The following is a 12,012-nucleotide window of genomic DNA, read 5'->3' as shown; positions in this document are numbered from 1 at the left end:
CCCCCCCCCCCGCGCCCCGGGGGGGGGGGGGGGGCCCCCCCCCGCGGGGGCCCCCCCCCCCCCCCCCCCCCCCCCCCCCCGCGCCCGGAGGGCGAAGGTGAGGCCGGTCAGGCGTCGAGGTCGGCCTCGACCAGTCCGGCGATCTTGTCGACGACGGCCGAGTCCTCGCTCTCGACGGTGACCTCGTCGCCCTTCTTCGCGCCCAGCGTCATGATGAGCAGGGCCGAGCCGGCGTCGACGGGGTCTCCGCCGCCGGTCGCGAGGGTCACGGGGACACCCGCTTCGCTGGCCGCCTGGGCGATCGTGGCGGCGGGACGGGCGTGCAGGCCGACGGACGATCCGACGGTCACGGTCTTGCTGGGCATGTTCGGTCCTCTCGGGAGATTGCTGGGGGGCCTCAGGCCCCGATGGGCGCGGTGGGCTTGCGACCGATCTGCTTGGCCAGGGTCACCGCGAGGGCACTCACGAGAGTACCGACGATGATGGCGACGAAGAACCAGAGCACGTTGCCGACCGCGAAGAACACGAAGATACCGCCGTGCGGGGCCGCGAGCGTCACCCCGGTGCTCATGGCGATCGCTCCCGCAGCGGCCGAGCCGAGCATCATCGAGGGGATGACCCGCAGCGGATCGGCAGCGGCGAACGGGATCGCGCCCTCGGAGATGAAGGCGGCTCCCAGCAGCCAGGCCGCCTTGCCGTTCTCCCGCTCCTCCTGCGTATAGAGCCGCGGGCGCAGCAACGTCGAGAGCGCGAGCGCGAGCGGCGGCGTCATGCCGCCGATCATCACCGCGGCCATGATCATCATCTGCGGCGAGTCCGGGTCTCCGAGATTGGCCTCGGCGAGGCCTGCGGTCGCGAAGAGATAGGCCGACTTGTTGATCGGGCCGCCGAGATCGGTGGCCATCATCAGTCCGAGGACCGCACCCAGGATGAAGGTCGATCCGTCCGACATGCCGGTCAGCCAGTCCTCCAGGCCGTTCATGATCCAGGCGATCGGCTTGCCGAGCACGATGACCATGATCAGTCCGGCGACGAGCGTGGTGACGAGCGGGATGATCACGACCGGCATAAGCCCCGCGAGCCAGCGGGGAGGCTGTAGGCGACTGAAGGACATCGCGATCGCGCCGGCGAGCAGGCCTCCGACGATGCCGCCGAGGAAGCCGGTGTCGGACTGCGTGGCCAGATAGCCCATGACGAAGCCGGGGGCGATGCCGGGCCGATCGGCCATCGCGTAGGCGATGTAGCCGGCCAGCGCCGGGACGAGGAACATCATCGCGTAGCCACCGACGACGGAGAACACAGCACCGAGATAGGTGAGCCAGCCGACCGAGACGGCGGCGTTCTCCGCGCCCGGCGGCGGGTTGAAGAGGGTGTAGTCGCCGAGGATCGCCTCGCCATCGATGTCGTAGCCGCCGAGCAGGAAGCCGAGCGCGATCAATAGGCCGCCCGCGGCGACGAACGGGATCATGTAGCTGACGCCGGTGAGCAGCCATTGGCGCAGTCGCAGGCCGAAGGAGGTGCCCTCCGCGGTCGAGCTGGACGACGAGGAGGATCCACCCGCCGCGACGCGACGCGCGTTCGGATCGGCGGCTGCCGCGAGCGCATCGCGGATCATGCCGGGACCGTCGTCGATGCCTCGCTTCACGCCGCTCTCGATGACCGGCTTGCCGGCGAACCGGCTCTTGTCCTTGACGCCGACATCGGTCGCGAAGATCACCGCCCCGGCCCGGTCGATCACGGCCGGGTCGAGGCGCTTGCCGCCGGAGGAGCCCTGGGGCTCGATGTGCAGCTCGACACCGGCCTCGGCCGCGGCGCGTTCGAGGGACTCCGCGGCCATGTAGGTATGGGCGATCCCGGTAGGGCACGCGGTGACCGCGACGAGCGAGACGGTCTCGTCCTCCGTTGCCGTGTCCTCGTCGGGCTGCCCGGACTCCTCGGCGGCTGCCTCGGGGGCAGGGGAGGGGGCGGCCGGGGCGACGGCCTCGTCGACGAGCTCGACGATCTCCTCAGGGGTGGTCGCGGCGCGCAGCGCGGCGGTGAAGTCGGGGCGCACGAGCGCGCGGGCGAGGGCCGAGAGCAGGGCGAGGTGATCGGCATCTCCCTCGGCGGGTGCCGCGATGAGGAAGGCCAGATCGGCCGGGCCGTCGGGTGCGCCGAAATCGGCGGCGGGTGAGAGCCGAGCGAAGGCGAGCGAGGCCTTCGACACCGCCGCGGACCGGCAGTGCGGGATCGCGATCCCTCCGGGCAGGCCGGTCGCGGACTGACCTTCGCGGGTCAGGGCATCGCGCGCGAGCCCCTCGGCCTCGGCGCGCCCCGCGTCCGCCACGCGCTGGGCGAGAGCGGGGATGACGGCACGTGCGTCCGTGCCGAGATCGATGTCGAGCCCGACCAGTTCGGGGACGATGAGATCGGTCATGGTCTTCTTCTCTCTACCGCAGGTGTGGATATGCGTGCATTTATGTGACTTTATGTGATTTTGCGATGTGGGTCACGTGCCTGTCAACCCTGGGTGCCACGATCATGCGACGATGCCTTCGGTACTGCACGAGATGGCGCGGTGGCGTCGAGAGGGAGGTAGTGACGTGGCAGAGTTCGCACGGCTCGACGTGGCAGAGGGTATCGGCACCCTGCGCCTGGACCGGCCCAAGATGAATGCCCTGGACGCGCAGATGCAACGCGAGATCCTTGCTGCCGCGCGCGAGGCCGATGAGCGCGATGATGTCGCGGCCGTGGTCCTCTACGGTGGCGATCGGGTCTTCGCCGCGGGGGCGGACATCAAAGAGATGGCCTCGATGGACTACGCGCAGATGCTGACCCACGGTCAACTGTTGCAGGAGTTCACCCGGGCCGTCGCCTCGATCGGCAAGCCGACCGTCGCCGCGATCACCGGTTTCGCCCTCGGCGGCGGCTGCGAGGTCGCCCTCGCCGCGGACGTCAGGTTCTGCGCGGCGAATGCCAAGCTCGGGCAGCCCGAGATCCTGCTGGGCATCATTCCCGGCGCCGGCGGCACACAGCGGCTCGCCCGGCTCGTCGGACCGGCGACGGCCAAGGAGCTGATCTACTCGGGTCGCTTCGTCGACGCGGACGAGGCGTTGCGGATCGGCCTGGTCGATGCGGTCCATCCGGCCGAGGCGGTCTACGACGAGGCCGTCGCCTGGGCTCGTCAGTTCGTGGGCGGTCCCGCGCTGGCGCTCCGGGTCGCCAAGGATGTGATCGACCGTGGCCTCGAGGTCGACCTGCAGACGGGGTTGGAGATCGAGCGCGCCGGGTTCACCGGGCTGTTCGCGACGCAGGACCAGAAGGCCGGCATGGCCTCCTTCATCGACAACGGGCCCGGTCAGGCGTCCTTCTCCGGGCGGTGACGATGGCCGCCGACGACAAGGAGCGCGCGCGTCAGCTGCGTGCCGAGGCGCGACGCCGTCGCCGGGACGAGGCGCTGCGCCGGTATCGGGAGCGCACCGCCTCGGGCGAGCCGTCGCCCGAGGCCTCGGGCAAGCGTCGTCGTGCTGCTGTCGAGGCGGATGAGGGCCCGGCGTACGAGATCGGCTCTTTCGAGGCGGACGATTCGGCCCCGACCGGGCTGCGTCGTCGCGAATCGGAGGAGTCGACACCCGATGAGTCGGAGCGCGCCGCGGAGCATGAAGCCGTCGAGCGCGAAGCGCGTGAGGCGGAAGTGCGCGAGGTCGCGGAGCGTGAGGCGCGTGAGGTGGAAGCACGCGAGGCCGCGGAGCGTGAGGCGCGTGAGGCGGAAGTGCGTGAGGTGGCGGAGCGTGAGGCGCGAGAGGCTGCGGAACATGAGGAGCGAGAACGTCGCAAGCCCTTGACCGCCGCCGAGATCGCCGGGGCTGCTTCCGCGGCCGATCCCGAGGAGCCCTCGGGCGAGCTCCCGGGTCCGGGTAGCGGGTCCGAGCACCCGCTCGAGGCGTCGCCGGAAGAAGTGGGTGAGGATCAGACGGTCAGCATGACCGAAGGGCTGCCCGCGGCCCCGCGCGACATCGCCCCGCGCGACCTCTCCGTGGTAGCGTCCGCCGGCACCGCCTCCGATGTGCCCGCTCCGACGAGCCCTCGGCGCTCGGTGGGCGTGCGTGGGCTGCGCGCGTTGGGAACCGTCGCCGTCGCACTCGGCAGCATCGCATCGCTCCTGCTGGCTCTCGGGGCGCTGACGCTCGCGCTCGGCGAGAGGCCGGCGGGCCTGTTCGACCTCCTCGAGCCCGTGTGCCGCACCCTCGCCTTCGGGACCGGTGACGACACCGCGGCCGTCGACCTGCTGGTCACCTGGATCATCGCGGGCCTGGCGTATCTCGTGATCGGCTTCGCCGTGCAGTCCTTCACCCGGCGCGTCACCCGTCGCCGATCACGAGGGTGACCCACGCCACTGTCGAGCCGCTCGCCGCGGAGTTAACGTGCGGGTAACATCGCTGAAAGCAAGGGTCGCCTGACCGCGTGAATATTTCACAAGGCTAAGGTGATACCCGAATCAGTCGTCAGACTGCCGTGGGCCCGCCCCGGGTCCGCGCCCCGATTTCACAGGAGGGTCCTTGTGACCAAGATCGTTGTCGCTGTGAAGTACGTGCCGGACGCGACCGCCGACCGCACGTTCGACGAAGCCGATAACACCGTTGATCGTGAGAACGTCGACGGTCTGCTGTCCGAGCTCGACGAGTACGCCGTGGAACAGGCTTTGCAGGTCGTCGAGGCCGGTGAGGGTGAGGTGACGGTGTTGACCGTCGGCCCGGCCGATGCTTCCGATGCGGTGCGCAAGGCGCTGCAGATGGGTGCCGATGCCGGTGTCCATGTCGAGGATGACGCGATCGCGGGCTCTGATGCTTTCGCGACCTCGCTGGTGCTCGCCAAGGCGATCGAGAAGCTCGAGTACGACATGGTGTTCTTCGGTATGGCCTCCACTGACGGCGGCCTCGGTGTCGTGCCGACGCTTGTCGCCGAGCGGCTCGGGCTCCCGGCCGTCACGTTCGCTTCGGAGGTCACCGTCGAGGGTGACACCGTCAAGATCCGCCGCGATGGCGATGCTGCCACGCAGGAGATCGAGGCGTCCGGCAAGCTCGTCGTCAGCGTGACCGATCAGACCGGTGAGGCCCGCTATCCGTCCTTCAAGGGCATCATGGCGGCCAAGAAGAAGCCCGTCGAGGAGTGGACGCTGTCCGATATCGGCGTCGACGCCGGCGAGGTCGGCCTGGACAACGCCTGGACCAAGGTCGAGTCGTTCACGCCGCGTCCGCCGCGCACGGCCGGCGAGATCGTCACCGACGAGGGAGACGGCGGAGCCAAGCTCGTCGAGTTCCTCGCCTCCAAGAAGTTCGTGTGAGTAGGAGCCTGAATCATGAGTGAAGTTCTCGTTCTGATCGATGCCCCCGAGGGCAAGGTCGCGAAGCCCTCGTTGGAGCTCCTGACCATCGCTCGCCGCATCGGCGAGCCCTCGGCCGTCGTGTTCGGCTCGGCCGACAACGGCGTCCTCGCCGAGTACGGCGCGGAGAAGATCTACACGCTCGACGATGCCGCGTACGAGGAGTTCCTCGTCGGGCCGAAGGCCGATGCGCTGACGCAGCTGGCCAAGGACACGTCCCCGGCCGCGATCCTCGTGACCTCCTCGACGGAGGGCAAGGAGATCGCCGCGCGGGTCGCGCTGCGTACCGAGTCCGGTCTGATCACCGACGCGGTCGACGTGACCGCTGACGGTGGCCAGGTGACCACCACCCAGTCGGCCTTCGCCGGCAACTTCACGGTGACCGCCCAGGTCACCCAGGGTGCCCCGGTCATCGCGGTCAAGCCGAACTCCACCGCGCCGGAGCAGGCGGCGGGCGGCGGAGCGGTCGAGTCCGTGACGGTCGAGATCGCCGATGCCTCCAAGACGGCCAAGATCACCTCCAGCAAGCCCAAGGAGTCCACGGGTCGTCCCGAGCTCACCGAGGCGGCCATCGTCGTCTCGGGCGGTCGTGGCACCGGTGGCGACTTCTCGCAGGTCGAGGCCTTCGCCGACTCGCTCGGTGCGGCCGTCGGCGCCTCGCGCGCCGCGGTCGACTCCGGCTGGTACCCGCACTCGTTCCAGGTGGGGCAGACCGGCAAGACGGTCTCGCCGCAGCTGTACGTGGCGAACGGCATCTCCGGCGCGATCCAGCACCGGGCCGGCATGCAGACGTCCAAGACGATCGTCGCGGTCAACAAGGACGACGAGGCGCCGATCTTCGAGCTCGTCGACTTCGGTGTCGTGGGCGACCTCAAGGAGGTCCTCCCGCAGGCCACCGAGGAGATCACCAAGCGCAAGGGCTGACACGGCTCGCGTGTGACGACGGCCCCCGGCATATCGCCGGGGGCCGTCGTCATGCCATCGCCCGTTCGGGTGGTTTGTCATGGCTCATCGGTTCGGTGACACTTTGATTAAGGTCGCTTTCCGACTCTGTCCTCCGAACGGGTCGGAGTGATAGCAATGAGAATGCGCCTGATCTGGCGTACCCATGTACAGGAGGAATTCCATGCGACTCACTCGGCGGACACGCCTGGCGGGCATCGCGCTGGTCGCCGTCGGCAGCCTGACCCTGGCTGCCTGCGGTGGTGATGGCGGCGGAGACAGCTCCGACAATGTCATCACCTCGTTCAGCACCGAGCCCCAGAACCCGCTCGTCCCCACGAACACGAACGAGACCGGCGGCGGCAACATCGTCGACCTGATCTTCGCCGGCCTCGTCTCGTACACCGCCGAGGGTGACACCGAGATGGAGGTCGCGGAGTCCATCGAGTCCGACGACAACCAGACCTGGACCATCACGCTCAAGGACGGGTGGACCTTCTCCGACGGCAGCCCCGTCACCGCGCAGTCCTTCGTCGACGCATGGAACTACGGCGCGGACCCGGACAACGCTCAGCTCGGCGCGTACTTCTTCAACCCCTTCGAGGGCACCGACGAGGAAGGCGTCTCCACCGGCGGCGACACCATCTCCGGCCTCGAGGTCACCGATGACCTCACCTTCACGGCGACGCTGAAGGCCCCCGAGGCGGAGTTCCCCAAGCGCCTCGGCTACTCGGCGTACTTCCCGCTCCCGGAGTCGGCCTTCGACGACATGGAGGCCTTCGGCGAGGCGCCGATCGGCAACGGTCCGTACACGCTCGAGAGCTGGGACCACGATGTCGAGGCCGCCCTCGTCCCGAACGGCGACTACGACGGCAACCGCACACCCCAGAACGAGGGCGTGACCTTCAAGTTCTACACCGATCCGGATGCCGCCTACACCGACGTCCAGTCCGGCAACCTCGACATCCTCGACCGGGTGCCGCCGAGCGCGCTGTCGTCCTATGAGGATGACGACCAGGTGCAGCCGATCACCGAGCCCGGCTCGGTCTTCATGAGCTTCACCATCCCGTCCTCGCTCGCGCACTTCGGCGAGGACGAGGAGGGCCAGCTGCGTCGCCAGGCGCTGTCGATGGCCATCGACCGCGAGCAGATCGGCGACAAGATCTTCGACGGCGCGAACTCCGCGGCGACCGACTTCAGCTCCCCGCTGATGCCCGGCTACACCGAGGACATCCCGGGCAGCGAGGTGCTCGAGTACGACGTCGACCAGGCCAAGGACCTGTGGGCCCAGGCCGAGGAGATCGCTCCCTTCGAGGGCACCTTCGAGCTGTCCTACAATGGTGACGGGCCCGGCAACAAGGAGTGGGTCGAGGCGGTCGTCAACCAGATCCGCACCAACCTGGAGATCGAGGCCGAGCCCAAGGCCTTCGCGACCTTCGGCGAGTTCCGTGAGCTGGTCACCAACCGCAGCATCGGCACCGCCTTCCGTACCAGCTGGCAGCCCGACTACCCGTCGGTCTACAACTACCTCGCGCCGCTGTACGGCACGGGTGCCGGCTCGAACGACGGCGACTACAGCAATGCCGACTTCGACGGCCTGCTCGGCCAGTCCGCCGCGGCGGACTCGGAGGAAGAGCGAGCACAGTTCCTCGCTCAGGCCCAGGAGATCCTCTTCCAGGACCTTCCGGCCATCCCGCTGTGGAACCAGAACATCTCCGCGGTCGGCGCCCAGGGCGTCAACAACCTGGAGTTCAACTGGCAGAACAAGCCGGAGTATCACGACGTCACGAAGTGATCGCACGAGGTGGGGCGGTGCCTACGGGCACCGCCCCACCGGTGTGCGCTCCACCCGCTCCTGCGGTGCGATCCGCCGTAGGGGAGTAGATTGATCCCTCGATCAGGAGGTCCGTGCCGATGTGGTGGTATGTCGGAAAGCGCCTACTCCAGGCGATCCCCGTGGTGCTCGGCGCCACATTGCTCATCTATGCGATGGTCTTCTTGCAGCCCGGTGACCCGATCACCGCGCTGTTCGGCGAAAAGCCCGTCTCCGAGACGGCTCGAGCCAATCTCGAGGCCCAGTACAACCTCGACAAGCCCTTCCTCGTGCAGTGGCTGCTGTTCCTCGGCGGCGCGCTCACCGGCGATCTGGGCACCTCGTACTCCGGTCAGCCGGTAGCCGACCTGATCGGCAGGACCTTCCCGGTCACGGTCAAGCTCGCGCTCATGGCCCTCATCATCGAGGCCGTGCTCGGCATCATCGCCGGCTTCTGGGCGGGCCTGCGACGCGGCAAGATCTTCGACTCCACCATGCTCGTGGTCTCGCTGCTGGTCATCGCCGTCCCGATCTTCGTGCTCGGCTTCATGCTCCAGCTGGTGTTCGGCGTCAAACTCCACTGGGCGCCCGCCACCGTCGGCGGTGACGCCTCCATCGGCAAACTGATCCTTCCGGCGATCGTCCTCGGCCTGGTCTCCTTCGCCTATGTCTTACGTCTCACCCGCACCTCGGTGATCGAGAACCTCAGCGCCGACCATGTCCGCACGGCCCGCGCCAAGGGGTTGTCCGAGGGCACCGTCAATCGCAAGCACGTGCTGCGCAACTCCCTGATCCCCGTCGTGACCTTCCTCGGCGCGGACCTGGGCACACTCATGGCCGGTGCGATCGTCACCGAGGGCATCTTCAATGTCCCGGGTATCGGCAACCTGGCCTATCAGGCCGTCCAACGCGGGGAGAGCCCGACGGTCGTGTCCGTCGTGACCGTCATGGTGCTCGTCTATGTGCTCATGAGCCTGCTCGTCGACCTGCTGTACGCCGCACTCGATCCGAGGATCCGCTATGCCTGAGATCGCCCGACCTGGACAGGAACGCTTCGTCGCGCCCCTCGCGGAGACCCCGCTGGAGGAGACCGGAACGGTCGACACCTCGGCACCGCCGGAGGGCCAGTGGAAGGAGGCGTGGAAGCAGCTGCGGGGCAACTGGATCTTCTGGATCTCGGCCGTGCTGTTGCTGTTCATCCTCATCGTGTGCCTCTTCCCGGGGCTCTTCACCGACATCAACCCCCGTGCGGCCGATCTGAGCCGGAGCAAGGAGGGGCCGCAGTCGGGGCATCCGTTCGGCTTCGACGCCCAGGGCTATGACGTCTACTCGCGCGTCATCCACGGTGCTCGTGCCTCGGTGACCGTCGGCATCCTGACCACGCTCTTCGTCACCTTCGTCGGCCTGCTGACGGGAGCCTTCGCCGGCTTCTACGGCAAGTGGACCGACATGCTCATCTCGCGCATCGCCGATGTCTTCTTCGCCATCCCGCTCATCCTCGGCGCGATCGTGCTGCTGTCGGCGCTCAACAATGTCTGGTCCGGTCGCGGCTATTGGGGTGGTGTCATCGCCGTCGTGCTGGTGCTCGCGGTCTTCGGCTGGCCCCAGATGACGCGTATCGCCCGCGGCGCCGTGCTGGAGGTCAAGAACCTCGAGTTCATCGACGCCGCCCGCGCGATCGGCTCCAGCAAGTGGAGCAACCTGCGCCGGCACGTCATCCCGAACGCCCTCGCCCCGGTGATCGTGACGGCCACCGTCTCCCTCGGCGTCTACATCGTGGCCGAGGCGACGCTGTCCTTCCTGGGCATCGGGCTCCCGGCGAGCGTCGTCTCCTGGGGCAATGACATCGCAGCCGCGCAGTCCGAGGTCCGGTCGGGCCGCAACCTGCACGTGCTGTTCTTCCCGGCCGGCGCACTGGCGGTCACCGTGCTGAGCTTCATGCTGCTCGGCGATGCTGTGCGCGATGCCCTCGATCCGAAGGCGAAGAAGTCATGAGTGAGCGAAGTGAGCGAATCGAGCGGACCACCGAGCCGCTGTTGGAGATCACCGATCTGCACGTGGCGTTCCGATCGGGCAAGAGGGACGTCCCGGCGGTCCGCGGCGCGAACCTGACGGTCTATCCCGGTCAGACGGTCGCGATCGTCGGCGAGTCCGGGTCGGGCAAGTCCACCACGGCGCACGCGATCATCGATCTGCTGCCCGGCACCGGCCATGTCACCGACGGGACGATCCGTTTCGACGGACGCGACATCACGCATCTGAAGCGTCGTCAGCGGGAGGCCATCCGGGGCAGCCAGATCGGTCTCGTACCGCAGGATCCGATGTCGAATCTCAATCCGCTGGTGCGGGTCGGGACGCAGATCAAGGAGGCGCTCGAAGCCAACGACATCGCCAAGGGCAAGGCCGCGGACAAACGAGTCGTGGAGCTGCTGGAGGAGGCCGGGCTCCCCGACGCCCAGGCCCGTGCCCGGCAGTTCCCGCACGAGTACTCCGGCGGCATGCGCCAGCGAGCGCTCATCGCGATGGGGCTGGCCGCACGGCCCAAGCTCTTGATCGCCGATGAGCCCACCTCGGCACTCGATGTCACGGTCCAGCAGCAGATCCTCGATCATCTGGACTCGCTGACCGATGACCTGGGCGTCGCCGTTCTGCTCATCACCCACGACCTCGGCCTCGCGGCCGAGCGCGCCGATCATCTGGTGGTGATGTACAAGGGGCAGGTCGTCGAGTCGGGTCCGGCGCTGGAGATCCTGCAGCACCCGCAGCACCCCTACTCCCAGCGGCTCATCGCCTCGGCCCCGTCGCTCGCCTCGCAGCGACTCACCGCGCAGACGCGCGCGGAGGTGCGCGAGAGCGCGGTCAAGACCGCGGGAGAGATCGTGGCCGAGCACGAGGGCGACGAGTTCGGGGGAGAGGCGACGCGGATCGCCGTCGAGGCCAAGGAGCTCACCAAGGTCTTCAAGCTGCCCGCCGGTGGGCTGGGCCGCACGGTCGACTTCACCGCGGTCGACGAGGTCTCGTTCTCGTTGCGACGCGGCACCACCACGGCGATCGTGGGAGAGTCCGGCTCCGGCAAGTCGACCGTGGCGCGCATGGTCCTCGATCTGCTCGAGCCCACCAGCGGGACGGTCCAGTTCGACGGTGTTGACATCTCGACGCTGCGCGGCAAGTCCGAGCAGTTGGCCTTCCGGCGTCGTGTGCAGCCGGTGTTCCAGAACCCCTATGCCTCGCTGGATCCGATGTACTCGATCTACCGATCCATCGAGGAGCCGCTGCGCACGCACGAGATCGGCAGCGGCAAGGAGCGGGAGGCGACGATCCGCGATCTGCTGGACAAGGTCTCGCTGCCCTCGGCGGTCATGCGGCGGTTCCCCAACGAGTTGTCCGGCGGACAGCGGCAACGAGTCGCGATCGCGCGTGCCCTTGCCCTGCAGCCCGAGGTCATCATCCTCGACGAGGCGGTCTCGGCCCTCGACGTGCTGGTACAGGCCCAGATCCTCAACCTGCTCAATGACCTGCAGGCCGAGCTCGGTCTCAGCTACCTGTTCATCACCCACGATCTCGCAGTGGTCCGCCAGATCGCCGATGAGGTGGTGGTGATGCAGAAGGGCAAGGCCGTCGAGCAGGCATCGGTCATCCAGGTCTTCGACCATCCGCGTGAGGAGTACACCCGCAAGCTCCTCGATGCGATCCCCGGTGGTTCCATCGACCTCGCCAGCTGACCTCGCCCTGCTCACGTGGGCGGTGAGTTACGCACCTCTCTCGCGCGGCTGGTTCTAGTGGTCGAAGCAACGGGTGGTCAGGCTGCCTGGGTGAGGAGCCTGTTCAGCCGGGTGGCTGGGGTGTCGAGGTCAAGGGTAGGTCGGGGACGTGCGTTCAGGCTGTCCTGGGCGTT

Annotated in this window: 10 protein-coding genes; 8 read left to right on the top strand and 2 right to left on the bottom strand. The window is 68.2% G+C overall.

Features of this window, described 5'->3' with window-relative positions:
* Positions 1-107: 107 nt before the first annotated feature.
* Together JL108_RS05565 and JL108_RS05560 are read right to left on the bottom strand one after the other, a co-directional pair.
* Positions 108-365, bottom strand: coding sequence for an HPr family phosphocarrier protein (locus JL108_RS05565; RefSeq protein WP_143911678.1), 258 nt, complete (start codon positions 363-365; stop codon positions 108-110).
* A 32-nt stretch (positions 366-397) separates the two neighbouring features.
* Entirely contained in the window at positions 398-2,416 is a 2,019-nt protein-coding gene (locus JL108_RS05560) for a fructose-specific PTS transporter subunit EIIC (RefSeq protein WP_205197452.1), read from the bottom strand.
* Between the two features lie 166 nt (positions 2,417-2,582).
* Between JL108_RS05560 and JL108_RS05555 the strand changes: the two genes are divergently transcribed.
* The 8 genes from JL108_RS05555 (at position 2,583) to JL108_RS05520 (ending at position 11,839) form a co-directional block, all read left to right on the top strand.
* Complete coding sequence (locus tag JL108_RS05555; protein WP_205197451.1) at positions 2,583-3,362, top strand: enoyl-CoA hydratase/isomerase family protein; 780 nt, start codon at positions 2,583-2,585, stop codon at positions 3,360-3,362.
* A gap of 2 nt (positions 3,363-3,364) precedes the next feature.
* On the top strand, positions 3,365-4,366 hold the full coding sequence (locus tag JL108_RS05550; protein WP_205197450.1) for a hypothetical protein: 1,002 nt from the start codon (positions 3,365-3,367) through the stop codon (positions 4,364-4,366).
* Between the two features lie 174 nt (positions 4,367-4,540).
* Entirely contained in the window at positions 4,541-5,323 is a 783-nt protein-coding gene (locus tag JL108_RS05545; protein WP_185972954.1) for an electron transfer flavoprotein subunit beta/FixA family protein, read from the top strand.
* Between the two features lie 15 nt (positions 5,324-5,338).
* A complete protein-coding gene (locus tag JL108_RS05540; RefSeq protein WP_205197449.1) occupies positions 5,339-6,286 on the top strand; it encodes an electron transfer flavoprotein subunit alpha/FixB family protein in 948 nt (315 codons plus the stop codon).
* 202 nt (positions 6,287-6,488) lie between these two features.
* Positions 6,489-8,099 carry an ABC transporter substrate-binding protein gene (locus JL108_RS05535; protein WP_143911673.1) on the top strand — a complete coding sequence of 537 codons (1,611 nt, stop codon included), beginning with the start codon at positions 6,489-6,491 and terminating at the stop codon, positions 8,097-8,099.
* A gap of 119 nt (positions 8,100-8,218) precedes the next feature.
* Complete coding sequence (locus JL108_RS05530; protein ID WP_143912075.1) at positions 8,219-9,145, top strand: ABC transporter permease; 927 nt, start codon at positions 8,219-8,221, stop codon at positions 9,143-9,145.
* Entirely contained in the window at positions 9,138-10,112 is a 975-nt protein-coding gene (locus JL108_RS05525; protein WP_205197447.1) for an ABC transporter permease, read from the top strand. Before JL108_RS05530 ends, JL108_RS05525 begins: the two co-directional genes overlap by 8 nt.
* Positions 10,109-11,839 (top strand): ABC transporter ATP-binding protein, encoded by a 1,731-nt coding sequence (locus JL108_RS05520; protein ID WP_205197446.1) that lies wholly within the window; start codon positions 10,109-10,111, stop codon positions 11,837-11,839. Before JL108_RS05525 ends, JL108_RS05520 begins: the two co-directional genes overlap by 4 nt.
* Positions 11,840-12,012 lie beyond the last annotated feature (173 nt).

This window comes from Aeromicrobium sp. YIM 150415 (genome assembly GCF_016918125.1).
In the GTDB taxonomy this organism is placed as follows: domain Bacteria; phylum Actinomycetota; class Actinomycetes; order Propionibacteriales; family Nocardioidaceae; genus Aeromicrobium; species Aeromicrobium piscarium.
This window is presented reverse-complemented; position numbering and strand designations above follow the sequence as displayed.

Excerpts from the sequence above, each read along its gene's own strand:
- JL108_RS05525 (WP_205197447.1), top strand. The coding sequence starts at position 9,138 with ATGCCTGAGATCGCCCGACCTGGACAGGAACGCTTCGTCGCGCCCCTC.
- JL108_RS05530 (WP_143912075.1), top strand. The coding sequence starts at position 8,219 with ATGTGGTGGTATGTCGGAAAGCGCCTACTCCAGGCGATCCCCGTGGTG.
- JL108_RS05520 (WP_205197446.1), top strand. The coding sequence starts at position 10,109 with ATGAGTGAGCGAAGTGAGCGAATCGAGCGGACCACCGAGCCGCTGTTG.
- JL108_RS05550 (WP_205197450.1), top strand. The coding sequence starts at position 3,365 with ATGGCCGCCGACGACAAGGAGCGCGCGCGTCAGCTGCGTGCCGAGGCG.
- JL108_RS05535 (WP_143911673.1), top strand. The coding sequence starts at position 6,489 with ATGCGACTCACTCGGCGGACACGCCTGGCGGGCATCGCGCTGGTCGCC.
- JL108_RS05560 (WP_205197452.1), bottom strand. The coding sequence starts at position 2,416 with ATGACCGATCTCATCGTCCCCGAACTGGTCGGGCTCGACATCGATCTC.
- JL108_RS05540 (WP_205197449.1), top strand. The coding sequence starts at position 5,339 with ATGAGTGAAGTTCTCGTTCTGATCGATGCCCCCGAGGGCAAGGTCGCG.
- JL108_RS05565 (WP_143911678.1), bottom strand. The coding sequence starts at position 365 with ATGCCCAGCAAGACCGTGACCGTCGGATCGTCCGTCGGCCTGCACGCC.